Source organism: Brenneria corticis, assembly GCF_003115855.1.
In the GTDB taxonomy this organism is placed as follows: domain Bacteria; phylum Pseudomonadota; class Gammaproteobacteria; order Enterobacterales; family Enterobacteriaceae; genus Brenneria; species Brenneria corticis.
In genome coordinates this window covers 60,162-84,996 of sequence record NZ_KZ819087.1, presented here as the reverse complement: position 1 = coordinate 84,996, position 24,835 = coordinate 60,162, and the positions used below count along the sequence as shown (strand labels likewise).

Genomic DNA, 24,835 nt, shown 5'->3' with positions numbered 1-24,835 from the left:
TTCACTTGGGGAACAACCTAATGAGAATACCTGCCCGCAAGCTTGCGTCGATGGCCCTGTCGTTCAGCCTGATGTCTCCGCTCGCCTCCGCTTCCGAACTGGTGATCGCCCAGTCGGCTTCCGCCACGGCGCTGGATCCCGGCTTTTTGAAAGAGCCGGCGACGCTGGTCGATAATCTGTTCGACACGCTGGTGATGCGCGATCCGCAGATGAACCTGCAGCCCGGCCTGGCGCTCAGCTGGCAGGCGATTGATGATTCCACCTGGCAGTTCGAGCTGCGCCAAGGCGTCAAGTTTAGCAACGGCGAACCGGTTAACGCTCAGGCGGTAAAATTCTCCATCGAGCGGATTCTCGACCCGGCCAATCATGCGCCGACGATTTCTTATATCCGCACCATTAAATCCGTTGAGGTCATCAGCGACTACCGGGTGCGGATCCGCACCGCCGGGCCGGACCCGCTGTTGCCGACGCGCATGAGTCGCTACCCGGCCTATATCGTCCCGCCCGCCTATGTCGCTCAAGTCGGCAGCGCGCAGTTCGCCCGTAAACCTATCGGCAGCGGCGCCTATACCCTGACTGAATTCGTGCCGGACGAAAAAGTGGTTATGAAAGCCAACCCGGACTACTGGCGCGGAAAACCGGCCATCGACTCGGTTGTCTGGCGCCCTATTCCTGAAGCCACCGCCCGCGTCACCGCTCTGCTGACCGGCGAGGTACAGCTGGTGGAGAGCGTTCCGGCGGATCTGGTGCCCGCGCTGCGCAATAAGCCGAATATTCATCTGGAGCAGGTCAAAGGCGGCGGGCTGACTATCTATCTGGGCCTTAAAAACGATCGGCCGCCGCTCGACGATGTGCGCGTTCGCCAGGCGCTCTCTTTAGCGCTGAACCGCAACGCCTATACCAGCCAGCTACTGCACGGTTTCGGCACGCCGACGGGCACCATGGCGGGCGCCAAGGATTTCGGCTATCAGGCCATTCCGGCCCCGGAACAGGATATCGCCAAGGCCAAAGCGCTGCTGGCCGATGCGGGTTACCCAGATGGTTTTACCCTGCGTTTTCAGGCGCCGCGCCGTTATATCGCCAGCGCCGACGTAGCTCAGGCGATCGTGCAGGATTTGGCGGCAATCGGCGTCAAAGCCCAGCTTGAGGTGCCGGAGTGGTCGGTTTACACCCAGCAGGTGGCGGCGCAGAAACAGGCGCCGCTATATATGCTGGCCTGGGGCTCGACCCAAACCCTGGATGCCGATGCGGCGCTGTATCCGATACTCCATACCGGCGAACCCTATTCAACCGTCAGCCTGCCGGAGCTGGATAAATTGCTCAATGAAAGCCGCCTGACGGTTGACGCGGCAAAACGCGAAAAAATATTGCAGCAAATCCAGCTTGCGGTCGCGCAACAACAGCCCCTGATCCCGCTGTATCGCGAAGACTCGATCTACGCCAGCAGCAGCGCCCTGACGTTCACCGGGCGGCCCGATGCGCGCATCCCGTTGTTTGATCTGAGGCTTAAATGATCCCATGGTATACGGCATGGCGCAGAAAGCCCCGTCGTCTCTTTTACGGCGACGGGGTGCTGGGCGGCCTGCTGCTGACGACGATGATCGCCGCGGCGCTGGCGTCGCCCTGGCTGCCTCTCCCGGATCCGCTGACCAACAATCTTGCCGCTATCTTCCTGCCGCCGGGCAGTCACGGCACATCGGGCACGCACTGGCTGGGCACCGACCAACTGGGGCGCGACCTGCTGGCGCGTATTCTGGCGGGAACCCGGCTGTCGCTGTTTATCGTGCTTACGGCGGCATCCATCGCCGCGCTGATGGGCTCATTGCTCGGCATGTTGGCGGGCTATGTGGGCGGCTGGCTGGACGCGGTGATTATGCGCTTGATGGATATTCAGCTGTCCGTGCCCTTTATCTTGCTGATTTTGCTGGTTATGGCGCTATTCGGCACTTCGCTCGCCAACATCATCGCCATCATGGGCGTAACCGGCTGGGCGGTTTATGCCCGCGTCGCCCGCGCTAAAACGCTGGAGATCCGCGAGCTGGAATATATCGAATCGGTGCGCGCCATGGGCTTTTCAACCACGCGAATTTTATTGCGCCACGTGTTACCCAATCTCATCACGCCGCTGGTGGTACTGCTGACGCTGGATATTCCCCGGCTGATCGTTCTCGAAGCCTCGATAGGTTTTCTCGGTATGGGCATCCAACCGCCCACGCCGACGCTCGGCAACCTGATCGGCGAAGGGCGCTCCTCGATGCTGCTCGCCCAATGGCTGGTGCTGTATCCGGGGTTGTTTATCGCCGCGCTGGTCGTCGGCACCAATCTGCTGGGCGACTGCCTGTCGCGCCGCACGCATACCAGGATCGACTAAGATGCCGCTATATATTTTAGCTCGTCTCGGACAGGCGGTACTGGTGATGTTTGGCGTCTCGCTGCTGATTTTTTTCAGCCTGCATCTGACGGGCGACCCGGCGGCGCTAATGATGCCCCCCGGCGCCTCCCAGCAGGAAATCGCGGCATTTCGCCACGGCATGGGCTTTGATCGCCCGTTATTATGGCAATACGGCCGCTACCTCCATGACGTGCTGCATGGCGATTTAGGTGAGTCGTTGCGCTACAGCCAGCCCGTCACCGCCCTTATCGGTCAGCGTCTTCCCGCCACGCTGTTGCTGGCGGCGACCGCGCTGGCGTGGAGCACCCTGGTCGGCTTAATGCTCGGCATCTTCAGCGCCCTGAAGCAACATAGCCCCTGGGATCTGGTCGCGCGGCTGTTCGCCTTCAGCGGCCAGGCGGTGCCGGTATTCTGGCTGGGCCTGCTGCTGATTATGCTGTTCAGCCTGAATCTGGGCTGGCTGCCCTCCGGCGGCTATGGCGACGCAACGCATCTGATTATGCCGGCGTTAAGCCTGGGAGCCTATTATATGAGCGCCATCGCCCGCCTGATCCGCTCCAGTCTGATCGACGTATTGCAGCAGGATTATATCCGCACGGCGCGGGCCAAAGGGCTGAGTCAGTGGCGCATCGTGGTGCGCCACGCTTTGCGCAATGCGCTGATCCCCGTCGTCACGGTACAGGGTATGTATTTCGCCTCGTTGCTCGGCGGCGCGCTGGTCACCGAAATCATCTTTGCCTGGCCGGGTATCGGACGCCTGGCCGTTCAGGCCATTCAAAACCGCGACTTCCCGCTGGTGCAGGCGATTGTTCTGTTGGCGGCGCTGACTTTCGTCGGCATTAATCTGATTATCGATCTGCTCTACGTGGTGCTCAACCCGAGGATCCGCCTGTGACCGAACCTCTTGATGCGTCTGTGCAAGCCACCCTGGAATTACTGACGGCGATCGCGCCGTTTCGCAGCGTTGCCGGCGAGATAGCGCAGCAGCGCGGGCTGGCGCAGTGGCTGGAAAGCTGGCTGGAGACGGAGCTGGGCGCGCGGCCGATCCTGCCCGTCTGCCGGCAGCTGTCGCACAGCGCGCCGCCGCTGGTCCATGCCCGGCTGGAGATGGGCGCGGCGAAAACGCTGGTGCTGTACAACATGTACGACGTGATGCCCGCCACGCCGCAGGGATGGGATATCCCGCCCTTTACCGGCGGCGTGACGGAGTGGCCGACCCTTGGCGCGGTATTTATCGCCCGGGGCGCGGAGAATAACAAAGGCCCGCTGGCGGGAATGCTGATGGCGGTTAAACAGCTGCTGGCGGCGGGAAAGCTGACCGTCAATATTGAATTTATTCTTGAAGGCGAGGAAGAGACCGGCAGCGGCAACCTGCGGCGTTATCTGGCGCAGCGTCCCTGCCCGGTTTCCCCGGCCGCGGCGGTGCTCTTTCCGTCGCTATGCGAGTACGGCGGCGGCGAACCGCGGGTTTATCTCGGCTTCACCGGCCTTTGCAGCGGCAGGCTGTCCGTCAGCGGCGGCCCCTGGGGCGGACCGCAGGTCGCCATTCATGCCAGCAACGCCGGCTGGATAGCCAACCCGGCATGGCGGCTGGTCGATGCCCTGAATGCCATCGCGCCCGCCCATGCCAATGGCGTGCTGAATAACCTGATCCCCGATAAAGAAGCCGATGCGCTGCTGGCCGAACTGGCGAAAAATTTCAGCATGGCGGATGAGCTGCGTTTTCGCCGCAGCGAAAGGCCGTTCGTCACCGGCGACGCCCTGAGCAGCCTGCGGCAGTGGCTCGGCGGCGCCGTACTCAACCTGGCCGAGATACATACCGATCCGCCGGGCGGCAAGGGGGTGATCCCCTCTCGCGCCACGGCGGAGCTGGCTTTACGCATTCCGCCGGGACTCAGCCCGGAGCAGGCGATAGCCAGCGCGCGGCAACGGCTGGCGTCGCCCGGGCTGGAGGGGGTCGAACTACGGCTGGACGACAGCTATCCCGGCTACCGTTTCAGCCGGCGCGCCGCCGGCGTTAGCGAGTTGCTGGCCAGCTATCGACGCCTCCATGCCAGGCCGCAAATCTGGCCGTGGGCGCCGGGATGCGCTCCCGCTTACGCCTTCGCGCCGGTGGCGCCGGCGTTTCTTATCGGCGGCCTGGGCCACGGCGGCAACGCTCACGGCGTTAATGAATTCGTCACGCTGCGCGGATTGCGGCGCTTTCAGCAATCGCTGACCAGCTGGCTGAGCGCATTTTGATTTTAGTGCCCGGCGACGCGGCGCATAACCCCCCAACCCGATATCAGGATAGGCAATATGAAAACGGTAGATGACTTTGAACGTGTGGCACTCGGTTTCTTTCCCACGCCCCTTGAGCCGCTGAAGAATCTGGGGGCGGCGCTGGGGATCGAACTGGAAATCAAACGCGACGATTACACCGGGTTTGGCGGCGGCGGCAACAAAGTCCGCAAACTGGAATACCTGATGGCCGATGCCTGCCGTCAGGGGGTAAATGTGGTGATCACCACCGGCGGCCACCAATCCAACCACGCGCGGATGGTAGCCGCGGCGGCGCGAAAATTCGGCATGAGCCCGGTGCTGGTGCTGCGCGGCAATCCGCCGGACCGCTATCAGGGCAACCTGCTGCTGGATAAACTGTTCGGCGCCGAGCTGGAGTTTCTCGATCCGGAAGGCTATTTCAGTCAGATAGCCGACGCGATGCAGGCGCACGCCGATGCCGCCGCCGCGCGCGGCCGGAAAGCCATGATCATCCCCCTCGGCGGCGCCACGCCATTGGGCGCCCTGGGGTATGTGCGGGCGGTGGAAGAGATCGCCTCCCAGCTCAAGGCGCGCGGGCAACAGCCCCCGGAGGTGATCGTCGCGCCAACGGGGTCCGGCGGCACGCTGGCCGGTTTGTACGTCGGCGCGCGCCAATACTGGCCGCGAACCAAAATCGTCGGCATCAGCGTCAGCGCCAAAGCGTCCTGGTTTCAGCCACGCATCTCCGCCATGGCCCAGGAGTGCGCCGACCTGCTGGAATGGCCGCAGCGCTGGGAGCCGGAAAATATCTGGATCGAGGACGATTTTGTCGGTGCGGCGTACGGCGTCCCTTCAGCGGGCGGCATCAATGCGATTTACCGCGTGGCGCAGGCCGAAGGGGTATTGCTGGACCCGGTCTATACCGGCAAGGCCATGCACGGGCTGATCGACCTGGTCGAACGGGGGAAAATCGCGCCGGGGGCGCGGGTGCTGTTCGTCCACTGCGGCGGCTCGCCGGCGCTGTACCCGTTCGCGCAAACGTTGCTGGAGCGCTGAGATGCGGCCGGCGTTACGTTATCTCAGCCAGCAGGATGTGTTACAGCTGGGCGGCGCCGATCCGCACCGGGCCTTGCAGGATATTATCGACGTGGTGCATCTGATGCGCGGCGGCGAAGCCCATATGCCCGCGGAAACCCATGTGGATTTGGCGACGCCGCTCGGCAAGGCCTACGCCCTGCCCGCCTACGTCGGCGGACGCTTTAACGCGGCCGGGGTCAAGTGGACGGCGCACCGTCCCCAGTCCGGGGATGCGCTGCCGCAGGCGCTGGCGCTGACCCTTATCAACCGCGCCGACAGCGGCGTGCCCGTCGGACTGGTGGAAAGCGCGCTGCTGACGGCGACGCGCACCGCGGCCGTCTCGGCGATCGCGCTGCGCTATGCCGCGCCGCGGCCGGTGAAACGGGTGCTATTGCTGGGCGCGGGCGTTCAGGCGCAGGCGCATATCGGCATGCTGAAATCCCTGTTCCCCGATCTGGATCAACTGATCTGCTGGAACCGCACCGTGGAGAAACGCGTGCGCCTGCTGGCGAACGCCGGCGATCTGCCGTGGCCGGTGGCATGCCCCGCCACCCTGGCCGCGGCCCTTGCCGGCGAAGCCGATGCGCTTATCACCTGTACCAGCGCCACGCAGCCCTTTCTTGGCGCGCCGGCGCTGCGTGAAGGCACCATCGTGCTGCAAATCGGTTATCACGAAATGCAGTTCGCCGGCATCCGCCGGGCCACTAAAGTCGTCGCCGATCTGTGGGGCGATTTCAGCCGGACCAGCGCCAAAAGTCTGTTTCAGATGTACCGCGCCGGGCGCTTTTCCCCCGACGAACTGGCCGCCGATCTCGGCCACCTGCTAATCGACCACTGGCGGCCCGCGGCCGACGACCGGGTGTACTTTTCCTCTTTCGGCCTGAACGTTTTTGATATCGCCCTCGCCGCCCGTCTGCTTCAGGATGCCGAACGGCAGCAGCGCGGCCGCTTATTACCGTTGTTTCCAGGAGTTCAGTGATGTTGATAACAGCCCAAGAGATATTGACGCAACAGCGACAGGGGCAATCCTACCTGTTGATTGACGTGCGGGAGGAGGCCGACTGGCAGGCCGCCACGCTGCCGGGCGCGGCCAATATGAACGTTTACGACTATTTTATTCCCGATTGCACCGCCGAGGGGCTGGCGGCGATGGCGGCATCCTTTCAGGCGGCGTGGCGGCAACTGGCGCAGAATAATAGCGGCATCCCGGTTTTTTTCGAACAACAGGTAGGGATGCGTTCGCCGCGCGGCGCCTGGTTCGCCTGGCTTATCGGCCGGGAAGACGCCCTGATTCTTGACGGCGGCGTCGACGCCTGGCTGGCGGCGGGAGGAAGCTTACAGCCGGGGAACGGCGCCCGCGCGGCCATATTGGCTGACGATGCTGAAACCACGCCGCCCGCGCCGTTGACGGCGCGCCAACGGCGCTGGGTCGCCAGCCGCGACGAAATACGGGCCGCGGACGATATCACGTCGGTGATCCTTGATGTGCGGCGGCCGGCTGAATTCGACGGCAGCTTTGTCCATGACTGTTGTCGCCGCGCCGGACGCATACCCGGCGCCCGTCTTTTATTCTGGCAGGAGGTCATCGAAGAGGGCCATTTCCTGCCTGGCGACAGGATTGCCGCACTGGCCGCGGGCGTCGGGTTATCCCCGCAACAGCGCGTTATGATTTACTGCCATCGCGGCGCGCGCGCCGCCACGGTTCTCGCCGCGCTGCGGCTGGCGGGCTATCAAAACCTGGCGGTTTACGTCGGCTCCTGGCATGAGTGGGCCGAACATGCCGAACTGCCGCTGTTAACCGGTGCGGCGCAATAACAGCGCCTGGCGGATATCCGGCGCGGCGGCGATCAGCTCGCGGGTATATTCATGCCGCGGCGCGTTAAGTACCTGAGCGGCGGCGCCATATTCCACCACCTTGCCGCGATACAGCACCGCCACCCGGTCGCAAACCTGACGCACCGCGCCCAAATCATGACTGATAAACAGAATCGTCAGGCCAAGCTGTTGCCGCAATTGATTGAGCAACGCCAGTATTTGTCCGCGAATCGACAGGTCCAGCGCGGAAACCGCTTCGTCGGCCACCAGTAAATCGGGCTCCAGCGCCAGCGCGCGGGCAATGGCGATGCGCTGGCGCTGGCCGCCGGAGAATTCCCCCGGCAGGCGGCGGGCGTGCTGCGGCTCCAGCCCCACCAGTTCGAGCAGTTCGGCGACGCGCGCCGGGATGTGATTTACCGGCCGGAGCTTATACACGCGCAACGGCTCGGCTATCTGCTCGCCGATGGTCATTTTGGGGTTCAGGCTGGCGTAAGGATCCTGAAAGATAATCTGCGCGCGGCGGCGTAAAGCCTGTTTCTGCGCTTTGCTCGCCCGCTGGAGATCGGTGCCGTCGAAAATCACCTCGCCGCCGTCCGCGGGGATCAGCCCTATCGCCGCCCCCCCCAGGGTGGTTTTTCCCGATCCCGACTCGCCGATCAGCCCGACAATTTCACCGCGATAAATATCGATGGTGGTGGGAAACAATACCGTCCGGCGCTCCCTGTTGAAAAAAAAACGCGCCCGTTGCCGCGGGTAGCTTTTGGTCAGGGCGCGTAAACTGAGTAACGGCCGACCGGCGGCGGACGGGGTCGACGCCAGGGGCTTAGACTCTGAGGCGGCAATCAGTTTTCGCGTATAGGGGTTTTGCGGCGAATTGAGCAGCGTGGGAACATCCCCCTGCTCGACAAGTTGACCGCGATGCAGCACATAGGCGCGATCGGCATAGCGCGCCACCACGCCGAGATCGTGGGTTATCAGTAAAATGCCCATCGCCATCTCCCGCTGCAACTCCTGCAATAACGCCAGGATCTGCGCCTGAATAGTGACGTCGAGCGCGGTGGTGGGTTCATCCGCAATCAGCAGCGCGGGTTTGCAACTGATGGCGCTGGCGATCATCGCCCGCTGGCGCATGCCGCCGGAAAGCTGGTGAATATACTGTCCGGCGCAGTGCGCGGGATCGATAATCCCAACGCGATCCAGCAGTTCTATCGCCTGGCGATGCGCCTGTCGCCAGCTTAACCGCCGGTGACGCACCAGTACTTCGGCAATCTGCTCGCCAATTTTCAGCACCGGGTTCATGCTGGTCATCGGTTCCTGAAAGACGGTGGCCATCTGCCTGCCGCGTAACCCTGCGGGGAAAGGCTGCCGCGGGTCGGCGATCGTCGTGCCATTAAACATAATGGCGCCATGATGCTGCCGCACGCCCTCAGGCAACAGTCCCATCAGCGCCAGCGCGCTAAGGGTTTTGCCCGACCCCGATTCCCCCACCAGCGCGACGATCTCGCGGCGGTCGACATAAAAGGAAAGGTCATTAACCAGAGCATGCCCGTCGACGGTACCAATGCCGAGTCCGGTTGCTTGCAATAAATGTGTCGCTGATGACATAGCGCGCCGCCTGCCGGAGAAAGAGTAGTAAAGAATATATCCTATATTCTCCCCCAACGACGCGGCGGGCTTAGTCCGATTCGGGATAAGGTATGCCCGCGGCGCACGTTGTGGCCTGGTTTGCGTAACCGTCGATTATTGCATACAGTTAAAGACGGCAATGTAAATCGCATTTCATTTTCCTTATCAGCCTGATAGCAAAATCAGCAGCTGATCGTCGCGCAACGCAGCGTTCACACCCATCGTTATATTCGTGTATCCCCGATAATTTATGGAGATCCCATGTCAGAATTGCTGATGATTTTTAGCGACCTCGACGGCTCGCTGCTCGACCACGACAGCTACGGTTGGGAACCGGCGCGGCCGTGGCTGGAACGGCTGGCGCGGCATAAGATCCCGGTTATCATCACCACCAGTAAAACCGCGGCCGAAGTTGAGCGGCTGCAATACGAGCTTGGCCTCTCCCACCTTCCCTATATTGCCGAAAATGGCGCGCTGATTGCGCTGCCGGCCAACTGGCACGGGCACCCGGACTATCCGCGCAAGATTTTTGCCGCCGACTACGCTTTTATTTGCGCCCGCCTTAATCAGCTCCGGGAAAATCCCGCCTTCCGTTTTAAAGGCTTTGCCGATATGGATGCCGCCGAGGTCGCCGCATTAACCGGATTACCGCGTCACAGCGCCGCGCTTGCCCGTCGCCGCGAAGCCTCCGAGCCGCTGCAATGGCTGGGCGATGCGGATTCCCTGGCCCGCTTCCGGCTGGCATTGACGGATCTTGGGTTGTCGCTGACCCAGGGCGGGCGTTTTTATCACGTAATGGGCGGCGGCGTCAGTAAGGGAACGGCGGCTAACTGGATAAAAGATCAGTACCCGGCTAAAAACGGTAACCGGGTACGGACAATCGGCCTGGGCGACGGGCCGAACGATGTCGCCCTGCTGGCGGCGATGGATAACGCGGTGGTGATTAAAGCCAAGGGAAATCAGCTTGTCGACCTGCCGGAAAGCTTTGCCGGCCAATTATACCGCACGCGCAGTATGGGGCCTGACGGCTGGAGCGAAGGCCTGGACCACTTTCTGGGTGATTCTCTTTCATCTTGAAATATCAATAAGATAAAAAACAATTTGTAGGGGAGAATACGATGAGTGAATTTTATCAGGATGGAATAATTACCAACTTTCACAATCTGACCCGACGCAGCGTGGAAGAGCTGGAATACGATCTACAGGTGTTTTCCGGGCAAAACAGCATGGGGCTTATCCTCCCTTCCCTTTATTCGGAGCTGGAAGGGCCGGCGCTGGACAAGATCGTCGAGCAATTGTCCCAGGTGCGCTATCTCGGCGAGATTGTCATTGGTCTGGACCGGGCGGACCGGGAACAGTTTCAATACGCGCGCAAGTTTTTCTCCCGCCTGCCGCAGCGCCACCGTATCTTGTGGAACGACGGTCCGCGGCTGAAGCAGCTGAGCGATGAGCTGGCGGAGAGATCGCTGTCGCCCACGGAGCCGGGCAAAGGGCGCAACGTATGGTTCTGCGTTGGTTACACGCTGGCGTCGCGGCGTTCCTCCTGCGTCGCGCTGCATGATTGTGACATCGTCACCTATGAGCGCGGCATGCTGGCCCGCCTGCTCTATCCGGTGGCGAATCCGTATTTTCATTATGACTTCTGCAAGGGCTACTATGCGCGCGTGGCCGATGGCAAGCTTAACGGGCGCGTCGGCCGGCTGCTGGTTTTCCCGTTGCTGAAGTCGCTGCAAAATGTTTATGGCAATTCCGACTATCTGGAGTATATGCGCAGCTACCGCTATCCGCTGTCGGGCGAGTTCGCCATGCGCACGCATATTTTGAATAACCTGCGCATTCCCAGCGACTGGGGGCTGGAAATCGGCGTACTGTCGGAGATCCACCGCGGCACGGCGACCAGCCGTATCTGCCAGGTCGATATCGCCGACAACTACGATCATAAACACCAGCCGATATCGGAAGACGACCCCAATACGGGCCTGCAACGGATGGCCATCGATATCACCAAGGCGCTGTACCGCAAGCTGGCTATTCAGGGCGTGAATATTACCAACGATTCTTTCCGCGTGCTGCGGGCGACCTACTACCGTACCGCGCTGGATATGATCGACGCCTTCGAACACGATGCCCGCATGAACGGTTTGCAGTTCGATCGTCATAAAGAAGAGTCCGCCGTCGAGCTTTTTTCCGACGTGATTACGCTTTCCGGCCAGGTATACAGCGACAGCCCGGGGGACAAACCCTTTGTGCCCAGTTGGAACCGCGTACAGTCCGCTTTCCCCGATGTGCTTGAGCGGTTATACAACGCGGTCGAGGCGGATAATCAGGACGACTAAGCGAGTAGAATGAACGCGCCCCGCCGCCTGCCGGCGGCGATAAATCAGCGTGAATAATCAGTAGGTAACGGATCACTCCGCGATGTCATGGAGCTGGATTTTTCAGATAAAGTGGCACAGAGTGATGACTGTCTTGCAACCTGTCAGGGAGTTAACCATGCAATATCGTCAGTTAGGCCGTTCCGGCCTGAAAGTCTCGGTCCTCAGCCTGGGCACCATGACATTTGGTGGTCAGGGAAAGTTTGCCAAAACCGGCAACACCGATCTGCAAGGTGCCCGCCGGCAAATCGATCGCTGCATCGACGCGGGCATTAATCTTTTCGATACCGCCGACGTTTATTCCGACGGCGCTTCCGAACAAATTCTTGGTAAAGCGCTGAAAGATAAACGTCATCAGGTGCTGATTGCCAGCAAGGCGCGTTTTCCCATGGGCAGCGGACCCAATGACCGCGGCTCTTCCCGCCACCATATTATCCGCGCCTGCGAAGCGAGCCTGAAAAGGCTGGATACCGATTACATCGATCTCTACCAGCTGCACGAGTGGGACGGCCTGACTCCGCTGGAAGAGACGCTGGCCGCATTGGACCATCTGGTGAACAGCGGGAAAGTACGCTACGTCGGCGTATCCAACTTTTCCGGCTGGCATGTGATGAAAACCCTGGGCGTCGCCGAAAGCCAACGCACCGTACGGCCGGTCAGCCAGCAGATCCACTATACCTTACACGCGCGGGAAGCGGAGTACGAACTGCTGCCGATTACCCGGGATCAGGGGCTGGGAGTTTTAGTCTGGAGCCCGCTGGCCGGCGGCTTGCTGACCGGGAAATATCGCCGCGATAAACAGCCGGAGGGAACCACCCGCCACCTGGAGAACTGGAATGAACCGCCGGTGCGGGATGAGAATGCGCTGTATGATATCGTCGACGCGCTGGTGGATATTGCGGCGCAGCGCGGCATTTCCGCCGCCCAGGTCGCCCTGGCCTGGCTACTGCACAATGACGCGGTAAGTTCGGTAATCATTGGCGCGCGCCGCGATGACCAGCTTGAAGATAACCTTAAAGCTGTTAATGTTATTCTTGACCCGCAAGAGATTGCGCGGCTCAATGACGTCAGTCGACTTCCCCTGCTGTACCCGTACTGGCATCAGGCGCAAACCGCCGCCGACCGCCTCGGCAGCGCCGATTTGTCGCTTATCGCCCCGTATTTAAAATAATCGAACACCGTCAGAGGGAATAACAACATGATAATTTTTGTTACCGGCGCCACGGCCGGATTTGGCGAGGCAATTACCCGTAAATTTATCCAGGAGGGTCACAAAGTCATCGCCTGCGGCCGTCGTCAGGAACGCCTGGACGCGCTGAAAAACGAGTTGGGAACCTCCTTGCATACCTTACGGCTTGACGTTCGTAACCAGAAATCCATCGATCAGGCCATGACCTCTCTGCCCGCCGCCTGGCGCAACATCGATGTTCTGGTAAACAACGCCGGGCTGGCCCTGGGCCTGGAGCCCGCGCATAAAGCCTATGTGAACGACTGGGAAAACATGATCGATACCAATAACAAAGGGCTGGTATTTACCACCCGCGCGCTGTTGCCGAATATGGTCAAGCGTAACGCCGGGCATGTGATCAATATCGGCTCCACCGCCGGCAACTGGCCTTATGCGGGCGGCAACGTATACGGCGCCACCAAAGCCTTTGTGCGCCAGTTCAGCCTTGGCCTGCGGGCGGATTTGTTCGGCACCCGGGTTCGCGTCACCAATATCGAGCCGGGCCTGGTCGGCGGCACGGAGTTTTCCGCCGTGCGCTTTAAAGGCAACGAAGACAAGGTCAGCAAAACCTACGACAAGACCCAACCGCTTACCGCGGAAGATGTCGCCGAAGCGGTATTCTGGGTCGCGACCCTGCCGGCCCACGTTAACATCAACTCCCTGGAAATGATGCCGGTCAGCCAGTCTTTCGCCGGGCTGAACGTTTATCGGGAGGAGTAATCCCGTCTGGCGCGAAGTTCCGCTTCGCGCCGCGCTTAATAAGCGTCCACACGGAAAAATCCGCCTTATTATGGTTTCAGGGGGGGGATTTTATTTACTCGCCGTTTAGACGCTATTATCGCCGCCTTCACCTTGACGATGGCAACCCCTCTGAAATATAATTTTTCTCTTTTTTCCGATTTAATATCATCCCTTACCTTCTACTCATTAACAACAATTTTTATTGGCGGACTTTGCGAAGTCTTATTAAGAATATCCCTAATTTTATCTATTTTTCCTTGCGGCTTTCTCTCGAGAAATTTATTCGAAATACAGCAAGATAGTTATTTATCCGCCGGATGCGCCTAATAGCGCCGATCGGCCGCCTTGCTTGATCCCCCTGGCCCGCCGCACTATGCTTGATAGAGTTTTTTGCCGTGAAGTGAGCGTAATTGATGCAGGCATTACTATTTTTAACCGTGTGTACATTACCGATTTTTTCCTGCTTTATGTTTTATCCCCTGCTGAAAAATAAATTCGCGGAGGAAATTAACGACGACGGGAAAATATCGACCATCGACGGGCTACGCGGTCTGGCCGCGACGACGGTCATCATTCATCACGGAATATTGATGTCCAATCTTTTTACCGACTCAACCTGGAAAATCAACGCCGGCTATATCTCCTATTTTAATGAAACCATTCATCGCACATTAACCCAGTTCGGCTCTTTCGGCGTGATGGTATTCTTTATGATTACCGGCTATTTATTCTGGAACAAAGCGCTGAAAGGCGGCACCGGCGACGTCGGCGTTTTTTATAAGCGCCGAATATATCGTTTACTGCCGCTCTATCTGTTTGCCGTTATCTGCGTCTATTTTTTGTCGTTGCTTATAGGCTTCAGCGCTAATATGGATCTGCACTATTTCGTTAATTCCCTCGCCTCCTGGCTGTCATTCGGCTTTGTGCAGGGGATGCCGTTAACCGACAGCAAACCGGGATGGCTGATCCTGTGCGGCGTATTCTGGACGCTGGCGATTGAAGTGAAATTTTACGCGCTGTTCCCCTTTCTTGCCTCGCTGTGCAAAAACAAAGTGGCCTCGCTGCTGATGCTGCTCGGCGCCGTGGCCGTCCTCCTGGTGCTGTTGGGTTTCGATGTTATTACCGGCGGCACTTACAGTATCCTCTTCGCCTTTATCTGCGGCATGTTGACGGCGACGCTGCAACAGTTCTCGTCGTTCCAGCGTGAAACGCGCAACATCAATGCGCAGCCGTGGTTGAAACACCTGTTCGCCGCACTGGCGATCGGCAGCGTGGCGCTGAGCTTCTCCCTTTTCGAATTCGCCTATACCAGCCTGTCGGTACTGCTGATCGCGCTGTTCTTCCTGATCGCCGCCAGCGGCAACTCGCTGTTCGGCCTGCTCACGCTGAAACCGGTTCGCTTCAGCGGCATCATCAGCTACAGCACCTATATTATTCACGGGCTGGTGCTGACTTCCGCCTTTACGCTGATTTACCCGGACTTCGGCGCTTTCGCCGCCCTGGCGGTCGCCTTCGCCCTGGTGACGCTTATCAGCGTGTTCACCTATCTGAAGATCGAGAAACCGTTTATCATGATATCGCACGGTAAAAAAACGCACCGCGAGTCGCGGGCACTCGCCCGCGCCGTCGCTCAACCTTCTTCCTGGGCCAAATAGCGCCCGCAGGACGACGCCGGAAAACCGGCTTTATCGACAGCGTATTAGGCGGCATAATAGCCACGTTTGTACCATCCCCTATCTGCAAGGTGAAACATGAAAGCATACTCTTTTGCATCCCTGATTCGGGCCCTGCTCCCGTTGACCATGGTCATGGCTGGCGCGGCCTGGCAGCCGGCCGCGCTAGCGGATACCCGTCATGTTATCGTCGAATCGGGCGACAGCAGCTTATCGAAAGAAGCGGCGCGCCAAAGCGGCGAACAGTGGAACGCCACCCATTCGTTGCGTAATAAGGTCAATACGCGCGTCGAGAAAGAGTTTGATAAAGCTGAAAAAGCGATTGACGGGCAGGAGAAGTGCGACGCCAGCTATAACGTCAATGCCTACTGGGAAGCCAACACCGAACGCTGTCTGGATCGCCGCACCGGCCGCCCGGTGACCCCCTGATTTTTAGTCTACGCTTGTAAAACAGGCATCATCGGCCTGGCGGCGACAATGCCGGTCGATGGACGGGACTTTTTTCAGATAAAAAGGGTGACAAGATGAAAAAGGCAATTATTTTTGGCGCGGCTTTATTGGTGATTTCCCCTCTGGCAGCGCAGGCGTCCTGTGAAAGCGTCAAAGCGGATATATCACAGAAGATCATCAATAACGGCGTGCCGGAGTCAGGTTTTACGCTTGATATCGTGCCGAACGATCAGGTGGATCAGGTTGGCGGCCAGGTGGTCGGCCATTGCGAAAACGACTCGCAAAAAATCGTTTATACCCGCCATGCCGATGGCGAAACCAGCGCTGAAAGCGCGCCATCCACGGCGAATGGTCAGCCAGAAACCACCGCACAGTAACGGCGCCATCATCAACCAAGGCACGAACGCCGTAGGTTGTAGACAAAGTCGCTTGTAAACCTGAGATACACGGGCCTACCGTACCGAGGGGCGCTCCGGCGGCTTACGCCGCTACGGCCCCTCGCCACGCTCTCCCTAATAACGAACGTTATCAATCATCTGACGGCACGAACGCCGTGCCTTGTTCTTATTCCCGCCCCGCTGACGCATGCTGCGGTCGCTGGTTCGCCGGGATCATCCATGCTGAAAATAGCGTCATCACCGCGATCAGCGCGGAAACGATAAACACCCAATGCAGAGAGGATGAAACCTGCCAGGAGAGCGACTCAAGCTCCGACGCGCTCATCATGCCGCGGCTGTGGACATCCATCAGCGTTTGCAGCGGATCGTTCATTTCCGGCAGACGCCAGTGCAGATTGATATTCAGCGTGGCGCCGAGGATCGCCGTACCCAGCGCGGAACCCAGCATACGGGTGAACATGGTTGACGCCGTCGCAATGCCGCGAATGGAATAGTCCACCGAATTTTGGATCGAGACCAGAAAGGTGGTGTTGCTCAACCCCATCCCCGCTCCGATAAGAAAAGCGGCGACACGCGCCCAGGCCAGGTCGCGGTCAGGATCGAGCATCAGCAGTATCAGGCTGCCGGCAATCAGCACCACGCCCCCGCTGACGGCGGTGACCCGGTAGGATGTCCACAGCATTAATCTGCCGCCCAAGGTGCTGGCCAGCGGCCAGCCGATAGACACCAGCGCCAGAATGCTGCCGGCTTCCAGCGGCGTTTTTCCCATCACGCTCTGAATAAAGGTCGGCAGAAAAGCGCTGACCCCCATCAGGGCCGCGCCGATAATCAGGCCGCCGAGGTTGCCGGCGACGATCACCCGGTTACGCCATAGCGCCAGCGGGAAAAGCGGTTCCGGCGTGCGCGTTTCCTGCCTGAATAATAAAATACCGCCCAGCGTGGTGACGGCCAGCAACGGGACGATCCACACGCCGAGCGCTTCCGCCTGCAGCAACGCCATCAACAGGCTGGCGACGGTGACGGCGAGATAAAACGCGCCGGCCCAGTCCAGTTTATGCCGTCGAACCTGATTAACCGTGGGCAAATAACGCGCCAATAAAAATATCGACAGTAATCCAATCGGCACGTTAACCCAGAAAATCAGCGCCCAGTTGAAATGCTGCACGATAAACGCCCCCATCAGCGGGCCGACAATCGCCGATATTCCCCAAACGCTGGAGAGGTATCCCTGAATTTTAGGCCGCTCCATCGAACTATACACATCGGCGACGATGGTAAAGGCAATCGGGGTGATCGCCCCGGCGCCCAGTCCCTGAATGGTGCGAAACAGAATCAACCAGCCCATATTGGTAGCGAAACCGCACAGCACGGACCCCAGCAGGAAAATAATGGTGCCGATGAAAAAGACGCGTTTACGGCCGAAAAGATCGGCCAGCCGACCGTAAATAGGAATACTGATCGCCTGCGTCAGCAAATAACCGGCGAACACCCACCCCAGTAATGAAAAACCACCCAAATCGGCAATGATCGTCGGCAAGGCCGTCGCCACAATGGTGACCTCAATAGCCGCGGTAAACATGGCCAGCATACAGGCAATCAACACCCAGTGACGATGCGGTAGCGGAGGATGTTCAGAATGATTCGTTGTTTTCATTAAACTTTCTGCTTGGGGAATAGAATCAGTGGTTGAGTATATCAGTTGTTATCCTGCCGGGGGGCGGAGGGGAAAAAGAACTCCCGCGGGCTGCGGGAATTTGTCAAACCGATGCCGGGCGGAACATATTATCGCGATGAGTCATTCACCGCGGAAAGGTCGATATAGGAAGATAAGTCGCGCTGCTCGGCCCGGGGTAAATAAGGCAGTTCGCCCAGTTGCGGAGCGGGAATTTTTTTACGCAGCGCGCTAATGATTTCGGCGTAATTCGCCAGCCCCGGATTAATCCGGTTGGCGACCCAGCCCACCAGCGGTAATCCGTCATTAATAATCGCCTGAGCGGTTAATAACGCATGGCTGATGCAACCCAGCTTAATGCCGACCACTAAAACCACCGGCAGTTGCTCCTGCACCACCCATTCGGAATAGGGGCGCAGATCGTTCATCAATGTGCGCCAGCCGCCGCTGCCCTCGACCACCACCACGTCGGCGACGCCGCATAGGTAATGCAAGCCCTGCGTCATGGCGCTGTAATCAACGGGATGCACGCTGGCGCTGATTTCATCTTCACGCAGCGCGATGGGATTCACCCTGTCATAGGGTAAATCGAGCGAAGAGGCGGCCTGCAGCAGCAGCGCATCTTTATTCCGCAGCCCCTCTTCCGTTTCCACACATCCTTTTGCTATCGGTTTATAGCCCGCCACCGGTTTGTTGGTCATTGCCAGTTTTTGCAATAACGCTCTGGATACGACGGTTTTACCGACCGCGGTATCAGTGCCTGTAACAAAAATGCGTTTCAACATAAGAAAAACTCCGGAGGCCACCTGAAAAGAAAAATAACCAGCACTGCAAAAAAAATGCTTTCCAAGCGTAAAAGTCTAGGCGATGCGCCATTCGGGCAGCTTGCGTTAGCTCAAGTTAGTTCAATATTTTGTTTCTCCGACCCTGCGCATTGGAAAACGGCGATGCGCGGGGGAAAAGAAGCTGCGCGTTTAACCCTGCAACAGTTTCACCAATAATGAACCGTTATACAGCGCATCTTTGACCAACGCGGCGCCGGGCATGGTGCCCTGATTATAAAACCGGGTCGCTTCTACCTGGATATTGTGGCTATAAGGAGGAAAAGATTGCTGATGAATACATCCCATCATCGCCGGATATAAAATACTGGCCGCTTTATTTAGCGGGGAACCGATTAAAATTTTATCGGGATTAAATAAGTTAACCATAATAGCGACGATACGGCCGACGTTAATGCCGACGTCGTTAATAATATCCCTGGCCAGCTGATCGCCCTTCAGCCCCGCTTCACAGAGACTCTCCACCGTCAGAGGCGAGCCATGCAGCAGTGAACTCATTGATGAACTCATGCGCTGCTGCGCCAGCTCCAGCATGCTTTCCGTACTGGCGACCGTTTCAAGGCATCCGTGATTACCGCAGTAGCAGCGTTTACCATAAGGGTCCACCTGGGTATGCCCTATTTCCACCAGATTACGGCTTCCGGCGTGCAAAATACGCCCGCCGGTAATCACCCCCGCCCCGACATTATGATCAATCACCACCTGAATAACGTTCTGACAGCCGCGGGATGCGCCGTACAGCGCCTCCGCCATGGTCCAGGCGCAGATATCATGCTGTACAAAGACCGGCAGCCCGGTGCGCTGCTCCAGGGACGGCCCTATCGCCATCTCTTCAACGTCATAGAACGGCATGCGGTGGATCACGCCGGTGACGGCGTCGATCATGCCCGGCGCGGTGATGGCGATGGCGGTCAGCCGCTCCAGCCGCTTTTGATGCCGGATAAAAAACTGGTCGATTTCGTTCAGAATGCGCTGGAGTAAAGGTTGCGGATGTTCGACGGGAAGAGGAACGCTATCCTCGACCACCAGCTTACTGCTCAGATCGCGCAGCGCCAGCGTGATGGCGTTGTGGCTAATGCGCGCCGAAAGGTAGTGCCAGGCCTCGGTATCAAGGATCAGACCGATGGCCGGACGTCCCCTGCTGCCGATATCCTGGTATTCCGTTTCCTGCACCAGATGGGCTTCCAGCAGTTCGCGTACAATCTTGGTGATACTGGCAGGCGCCAACTGCGCGCGCTTGGACAGTTCAATACGTGATATCGGGCCATATTTGTCGATCAATCGGTACACCGCCCCGGCATTGATTTGTTTAATTTGATCGATATGTCCTGGCTGACCGTCGGCAATCACAAACCTGGCTCCTACTCTATGGTTATCGCTGCTACCGCATTTATTTTTCACGCTGCAAAATAAAAAACTGAGGGCATGGTGGGGCTTTTCGCCAATGCCGTCAAATATTTGCTTCGTTATGTGATTTAACGCACATATTGCAAATATTATCTGTTAAGCATCAATGAAATCAGCGTCTGCGCCGCGGTTTTTAACGGCCGATTACGGGCGGTAACCAGCCATACTTCGGTAATCGCATCGCTCTCGGCCAGCGGCAGATATTTCACCCCGTCGACTTTGATGCGCATAAACGAGGCGGGCAGAATGGAAACGCCCAGCCCGGATGAAACCAGACCGACAATGGTCATGGCTTCGCCGACTTCCTGGGTGATATAGGGGTGAATACCGTACCGTTTCAATAACGTCAGCGTTTCATCATATAAAGCCGTGCCGACGGTGCGCGAAAAGAAAACGAAAGGCTCATTCGCCAATTGCCGAATACCGATCGGCCCGTTTGACTGCCCGGCCAGCGGATGTTCCTCATGCACTACCGCAACCAGGGCCTCGTGCAGCAACAGCTGATGCTCAAGGGCGTCCGGCAGCGGATTATTACGCATCACGCCAATATCCAGCTTGCCGTTCAACAAGGGTTCGATCTGCTGCTTGGTGTTCAGCTCCATCATCTGAATATGCACCTGCGGATAGGATTGGCGGAAGCGCAGCAGACTGCGGGACACTTTTTTGATAAAGGGCGCCGACGAGGTAAAACCAATCGTCAGTTCGCCTATTTCACCGCGCTCGATGCGCGCGGCGCGCTCCGCCGCCTGGTTGACCTGAGCGATAATGGACCAGGCCTCTTTTAAAAACATTTCGCCGGCCGGCGTCATCCGCACATTGCGGTTATTACGCTCCAGCAGCCTGGCGCCCACCTGCTCTTCCAGCATCTGTATTTGCTGGCTGAGGGGCGGCTGCGAAATCAGCAATTTCTCCGCCGCGCGGCCAAAATGCAGTTCTTCGGCAACGGCAATAAAGTAACGCAGATGGCGTAATTCGATATTCATATCTTATAAGTATCAATCATGATTATTAATATATTATACAAAATAATATAGCTCTTCTATGATCGCCGTATTCATTCTTTTCCTAAATCTGGATTTATTTTGAGTACCCCGTCATCTCCGGCATCGCCTTCTATGCCCGCTTCCATCAGCACCGATGTGGAAGCGCTTTCCCCCAAACCTATCGCAACCGGCAAATCACCCTATATCAAACGCGGCACGCCGCAGTTTATGCGCGTGACACTGGCTCTGTTTTCCGCCGGCTTCGCCACTTTCGCCCTGCTTTACTGCGTACAGCCCCTATTGCCGCTTCTTTCGCAGGATTTCGCCATTTCTCCGGCCGCCAGCAGCCTGTCGCTTTCGGTATCAACGGTCACGCTGGCGATTGGGCTGCTGTTTACCGGCCCCTTGTCCGATACCCTCGGACGCAAGAACGTGATGACGGTCTCGCTGATGCTGGCCGCCGCCTGCACGCTTATTTGCGCCTTTATGAGCAGTTGGCAAGGGGTGCTGATTATGCGGGCGATGATCGGCCTATCGCTCAGCGGCGTGGCGGCCGTCGCCATGAGTTACCTGAGCGAAGAGATCCACCCCAGCGTGCTGGCTTTCTCCATGGGGCTTTATATCAGCGGTAATTCCATCGGCGGCATGAGCGGACGGCTGGTCAGCGGCGTATTGAGCGACTATTTCCCCTGGCGGATTGCCGTGGGGACGATCGGCGTTCTGGCGTTAATCGCCGCATTAACCTTCTGGAAAATTTTGCCCGACTCCCGCCATTTCCGCGCCGGCTCTTTGCGTCCCAAAACCCTGTGGCTGAATGCGAAACTGCACTGGCACGACGCCGGATTGCCGTTACTGTTTCTGCAGGGCTTTCTGCTGATGGGCTCGTTCGTTACCCTCTTCAACTATATCGGCTATCGCCTGCTGGAATCCCCTTACCTGCTCAATCAGTCGATTGTCGGCCTGCTGTCGGTGGTTTTCCTGACCGGGAGCTACAGCTCGCCTAAAGCCGGGGCACTGACTTCCCGCTACGGCCGGGGACCGGTGCTCGGCATTTCCATCGGGCTGATGCTGCTGGGACTGGGCGTTACCGCCTTAAGCCCGCTGGCGTGCGTGTTTATCGGCATGATGCTCTATTCCGCCGGTTTTTTTGCCGCCCATGCCGTCGCCAGCGGCTGGATTGGCCAGCGCGCGCGCCGGGCCAAAGGCCAGGCTTCATCCATGTATCTGTTTTGCTATTATCTGGGGTCCAGCCTGGCCGGGACGCTGGGCGGCGTATTCTGGCACGCTTACGGCTGGCCGGGCATCACCGCCTTTCTGGCATCCCTGCTGCTGGTCGCCCTGGCGGTCAGCTTCCGCCTGAAACAATTGGCCTGATTTCACCCCCTGCCCGATTAATCCCTGCCAGGCGAACCAAATCACGGTTGCTGCCGGCGGGGATTGGTATTATAACTATTAGTATGTTGTAACTAAGATAGATAACGCCATGGACCGTTATACGCTGATTGACCGTATGCACCGTTGCTTTGCCGCGCTGGAAGAAAAACTGGCCCTGATGCAGACGCAATTTGCCGAGTTCAGACTGCTGGCGGGCCGGGTTTATTCCCTGCCCGATATCGAAAAAGGCGCCGAGCACGACGCCATCTCGCAAATCGCCGTGCAACAGTACGTCGGCCAGGAAGCGCGCGAATTAGGACTGGCGCATTTTCAACGCCTGTTTATCCACCACTACCCGGAGACCATCAGCAGCAAAGCCGCCATCCGGCTTCCCGGCGCGCTCTGTTTTTCCGTCGACCACCACCAGTATCAACAGGCGCAACGGCTTATCGCCGATATCAATGGGCTGAAGAAAGAGCTGGAACAGATAGTGACCGTGGAGTCGGGGCTGGAGCCAGAACAGCGCTTTGAGTTTGTGCATACCCATCTGCGCGGGCTGATCACCCTAAGCGCCTACCGAACGCTGACGCCCATCGTCAACCCGACGTCGGTACGCTTTGGATGGGCGAATAAACATATCATCAAAAACATGACGCGCGCCGAACTGCTGGAGAAACTGCAAAAAAGCCTGAAGGCCGGCAGAGGCCCGGCGCCGTACAGCAAGGAACAGTGGGCGGGATTAGTGGAGCGGGAGATCGAAACCCTATTGCGATTGCCGCAACGGGCGACGCTAAAGATAAAGCGGCCGGTCAAAGTCCAGCCCATCGCCAGAGTCTGGTACGCGCAACGGCAGAAGCAGGTGCAGCATCCCTGCCCGTCTCCGCTGTTGGTGCTGTGCCAGCAGGAGAGCGGCGGCGAAGTTCCGGTTATCGGCGGGCTGAATAACTATGATGCCAACAACATAAAGCATAAACATAAACCACAGGCGACGCCGCTGCGTTTGCTGATCCCCCGCCTGCACCTGTACACCGACGCGCCGTAAAACGACGCCTGCCGGAGATCGCTCCCCGGCAGGCAGGCAAACTACAGCGTAGCGCAATCAGCTTTTCAGACTGCCGACCATATCCTCAGGCCGAACCCACTCATCGAACTGCTCTTCGGTGAGATAGCCCAGTTTCAGCGCGGAGGCTTTCAACGTCAGTCCTTCCTTATGCGCCTTTTTGGCGATTTCAGCGGCCTTGTCATAACCGATATGGGTGTTCAGCGCCGTAACCAGCATCAGCGATTCGTTCAGCAGCTGATCGATACGCTCACGATTCGGCTCAATGCCGACGGCGCAGTGGTCGTTAAAGCTTTTAATGCCGTCGGCCAGCAGACGGACGGACTGCAGGAAATTATGAATCACCAGGGGACGGTAGACGTTGAGTTCGAAGTTGCCTGAAGCGCCCCCGATATTGACGGCGACGTCATTGCCCAGCACCTGACTGCTCAGCATGGTAACCGCTTCACACTGCGTGGGATTGACTTTACCGGGCATGATGGAACTGCCGGGTTCATTTTCCGGAATGCTCAGTTCGCCGATGCCGCAGCGCGGCCCGGAAGCCAGCCAGCGCACGTCATTGGCAATCTTCATCAATGACGCCGCCAACCCTTTCAATGCGCCATGTCCGTGAACCAGCGCGTCGCAGGTGCCCAGCGACTCGAACTTGTTCGGCGCGGTGACAAACGGCTGGCCGGTAAGGCGCGCCAGTTCGGCGGCGACGCGCACGGCATATTCCGGATGGGTATTCAGCCCGGTGCCGACGGCGGTTCCGCCCAGCGCCAGTTCGGCCAGATGGGGCACGCTGTCCTGGATATGCTTCAGGCTGTGTTGCAGCATGGCCGCCCAGCCGGAAATTTCCTGTCCCAAGGTCAACGGCGTGGCATCCTGCAGATGGGTGCGGCCGATTTTTACGATGTCTTTAAACTTTTCCGCTTTCGCCGCCAGCGTCTGATGCAGCACCTTCAACTCAGGGATAAGGTGTTCATTAATCGCCACCACCGCCGCGACGTGCATCGCCGTGGGAAAAACGTCGTTGGAGCTTTGGCTTTTATTGACGTCGTCATTGGGATGGACCAGCCGGTCGCTCCCCCGCTCCCCGCCCAGCAGTTCGCTGGCGCGGTTCGCCAGCACCTCGTTCATATTCATATTGCTTTGGGTGCCGGAGCCGGTTTGCCAGATGGCCAACGGAAACTCGTCGCCATGCTTGCCGGCCAGGACTTCATCGGCGGCCTCTATAATGGCGTTGCCGCGATCCGCCGGAAGCAGCTTAAGGTCTATATTAACGCTGGCGGCGGCGCGTTTGGTCTGCGCCAGCGCATAAATCAGCGCGCGCGGCATTTTTTCTTCTGAAATACGGAAATGCTCAAGCGATCGCTGCGTCTGAGCGCCCCATAAGCGGTCGGCAGGAACGTCAATCGGCCCCATTGAGTCTTTTTCAATACGCGTCGTTGTCATTGCCTTTTCTCCTTATCATTCTGAATGATGAAAGTAGCACTGCC

General features: G+C 58.5%; 22 protein-coding genes. 16 read left to right on the top strand and 6 right to left on the bottom strand.

What is annotated here, in order from left to right; genetic code table 11:
* Positions 1–20 precede the first annotated feature (20 nt).
* The 7 genes from DDT56_RS17690 to DDT56_RS17660 are packed head-to-tail and all read left to right on the top strand — an operon-like array spanning position 21 to position 7,525.
* Positions 21–1,514, top strand: coding sequence for an ABC transporter substrate-binding protein (locus DDT56_RS17690; RefSeq protein WP_136167743.1), 1,494 nt, complete (start codon positions 21–23; stop codon positions 1,512–1,514).
* Positions 1,511–2,371 (top strand): ABC transporter permease, encoded by an 861-nt coding sequence (locus DDT56_RS17685; RefSeq protein WP_136167742.1) that lies wholly within the window; start codon positions 1,511–1,513, stop codon positions 2,369–2,371. The genes DDT56_RS17690 and DDT56_RS17685 overlap by 4 nt, the downstream gene beginning before the upstream one ends.
* Position 2,372: 1 nt before the next feature.
* On the top strand, positions 2,373–3,287 hold the full coding sequence (locus DDT56_RS17680) for an ABC transporter permease (RefSeq protein WP_136167741.1): 915 nt from the start codon (positions 2,373–2,375) through the stop codon (positions 3,285–3,287).
* Positions 3,284–4,633 (top strand): M20/M25/M40 family metallo-hydrolase, encoded by a 1,350-nt coding sequence (locus DDT56_RS17675; protein ID WP_136167740.1) that lies wholly within the window; start codon positions 3,284–3,286, stop codon positions 4,631–4,633. The genes DDT56_RS17680 and DDT56_RS17675 overlap by 4 nt, the downstream gene beginning before the upstream one ends.
* Before the next feature lie 57 nt (positions 4,634–4,690).
* The gene (locus DDT56_RS17670; protein WP_136167739.1) at positions 4,691–5,689 is read left to right on the top strand and encodes a 1-aminocyclopropane-1-carboxylate deaminase/D-cysteine desulfhydrase; all 999 of its coding nucleotides are present in this window, start codon (positions 4,691–4,693) and stop codon (positions 5,687–5,689) included.
* 1 nt (position 5,690) lies between these two features.
* Positions 5,691–6,689, top strand: a complete 999-nt coding sequence (locus tag DDT56_RS17665) for an ornithine cyclodeaminase family protein (RefSeq protein WP_136167738.1) — start codon at positions 5,691–5,693, stop codon at positions 6,687–6,689.
* On the top strand, positions 6,689–7,525 hold the full coding sequence (locus DDT56_RS17660) for a sulfurtransferase (RefSeq protein ID WP_136167737.1): 837 nt from the start codon (positions 6,689–6,691) through the stop codon (positions 7,523–7,525). The genes DDT56_RS17665 and DDT56_RS17660 overlap by 1 nt, the downstream gene beginning before the upstream one ends.
* Here DDT56_RS17660 and DDT56_RS17655 read toward each other — a convergent pair.
* Positions 7,505–9,130, bottom strand: a complete 1,626-nt coding sequence (locus DDT56_RS17655; RefSeq protein ID WP_136167736.1) for a dipeptide ABC transporter ATP-binding protein — start codon at positions 9,128–9,130, stop codon at positions 7,505–7,507. The genes DDT56_RS17660 and DDT56_RS17655 overlap by 21 nt on opposite strands.
* A 282-nt stretch (positions 9,131–9,412) precedes the next feature.
* On the opposite strand from DDT56_RS17655, the gene DDT56_RS17650 reads away from it, so the two are divergent.
* The 7 genes from DDT56_RS17650 (at position 9,413) to DDT56_RS17620 (ending at position 15,995) form a co-directional block, all read left to right on the top strand.
* Positions 9,413–10,228 carry a mannosyl-3-phosphoglycerate phosphatase-related protein gene (locus tag DDT56_RS17650; RefSeq protein ID WP_136167735.1) on the top strand — a complete coding sequence of 272 codons (816 nt, stop codon included), beginning with the start codon at positions 9,413–9,415 and terminating at the stop codon, positions 10,226–10,228.
* A 41-nt stretch (positions 10,229–10,269) separates the two neighbouring features.
* The gene (locus tag DDT56_RS17645; RefSeq protein ID WP_136167734.1) at positions 10,270–11,487 is read left to right on the top strand and encodes a glycosyltransferase family protein; all 1,218 of its coding nucleotides are present in this window, start codon (positions 10,270–10,272) and stop codon (positions 11,485–11,487) included.
* Positions 11,488–11,644: 157 nt separating this feature from the next.
* Positions 11,645–12,697, top strand: coding sequence for an aldo/keto reductase (locus DDT56_RS17640; protein ID WP_136167733.1), 1,053 nt, complete (start codon positions 11,645–11,647; stop codon positions 12,695–12,697).
* 27 nt (positions 12,698–12,724) lie between these two features.
* Positions 12,725–13,474: a bifunctional NADP-dependent 3-hydroxy acid dehydrogenase/3-hydroxypropionate dehydrogenase YdfG gene (ydfG, locus tag DDT56_RS17635; RefSeq protein ID WP_136167732.1), complete on the top strand. Its 750-nt coding sequence runs from the start codon at positions 12,725–12,727 to the stop codon at positions 13,472–13,474.
* A gap of 434 nt (positions 13,475–13,908) precedes the next feature.
* Complete coding sequence (locus DDT56_RS17630) at positions 13,909–15,150, top strand: acyltransferase family protein (protein WP_136167731.1); 1,242 nt, start codon at positions 13,909–13,911, stop codon at positions 15,148–15,150.
* A gap of 96 nt (positions 15,151–15,246) precedes the next feature.
* Positions 15,247–15,597, top strand: coding sequence for a DUF1283 family protein (locus DDT56_RS17625; RefSeq protein WP_136167730.1), 351 nt, complete (start codon positions 15,247–15,249; stop codon positions 15,595–15,597).
* A 95-nt stretch (positions 15,598–15,692) separates the two neighbouring features.
* A complete protein-coding gene (locus DDT56_RS17620) occupies positions 15,693–15,995 on the top strand; it encodes a DUF1161 domain-containing protein (RefSeq protein ID WP_136167729.1) in 303 nt (100 codons plus the stop codon).
* 187 nt (positions 15,996–16,182) lie between these two features.
* On the opposite strand, the gene DDT56_RS17615 is transcribed toward DDT56_RS17620, so the two are convergent.
* The 4 genes from DDT56_RS17615 to DDT56_RS17600 all read right to left on the bottom strand — a co-directional run bounded on the left by DDT56_RS17615 (position 16,183) and on the right by DDT56_RS17600 (position 20,920).
* The gene (locus DDT56_RS17615; protein WP_136167728.1) at positions 16,183–17,670 is read right to left on the bottom strand and encodes an MDR family MFS transporter; all 1,488 of its coding nucleotides are present in this window, start codon (positions 17,668–17,670) and stop codon (positions 16,183–16,185) included.
* 128 nt (positions 17,671–17,798) lie between these two features.
* A complete protein-coding gene (gene bioD, locus DDT56_RS17610) occupies positions 17,799–18,473 on the bottom strand; it encodes a dethiobiotin synthase (RefSeq protein ID WP_136167727.1) in 675 nt (224 codons plus the stop codon).
* Positions 18,474–18,662: 189 nt separating this feature from the next.
* Positions 18,663–19,880, bottom strand: coding sequence for a sugar metabolism global transcriptional regulator Mlc (gene mlc / locus DDT56_RS17605; protein ID WP_136167726.1), 1,218 nt, complete (start codon positions 19,878–19,880; stop codon positions 18,663–18,665).
* A 146-nt stretch (positions 19,881–20,026) separates the two neighbouring features.
* Positions 20,027–20,920, bottom strand: a complete 894-nt coding sequence (locus DDT56_RS17600; protein ID WP_136167725.1) for a LysR family transcriptional regulator — start codon at positions 20,918–20,920, stop codon at positions 20,027–20,029.
* Positions 20,921–21,052: 132 nt separating this feature from the next.
* Between DDT56_RS17600 and DDT56_RS17595 the strand changes: the two genes are divergently transcribed.
* Entirely contained in the window at positions 21,053–22,294 is a 1,242-nt protein-coding gene (locus tag DDT56_RS17595; RefSeq protein ID WP_210417044.1) for an MFS transporter, read from the top strand.
* Between the two features lie 109 nt (positions 22,295–22,403).
* Complete coding sequence (gene tus / locus DDT56_RS17590; RefSeq protein ID WP_136167723.1) at positions 22,404–23,336, top strand: DNA replication terminus site-binding protein; 933 nt, start codon at positions 22,404–22,406, stop codon at positions 23,334–23,336.
* Positions 23,337–23,393: 57 nt separating this feature from the next.
* Here the strand turns inward: tus and fumC are convergent, their stop codons facing one another.
* Positions 23,394–24,791 carry a class II fumarate hydratase gene (fumC, locus tag DDT56_RS17585; RefSeq protein ID WP_136167722.1) on the bottom strand — a complete coding sequence of 466 codons (1,398 nt, stop codon included), beginning with the start codon at positions 24,789–24,791 and terminating at the stop codon, positions 23,394–23,396.
* Between the last annotated feature and the right edge of the window lie 44 nt (positions 24,792–24,835).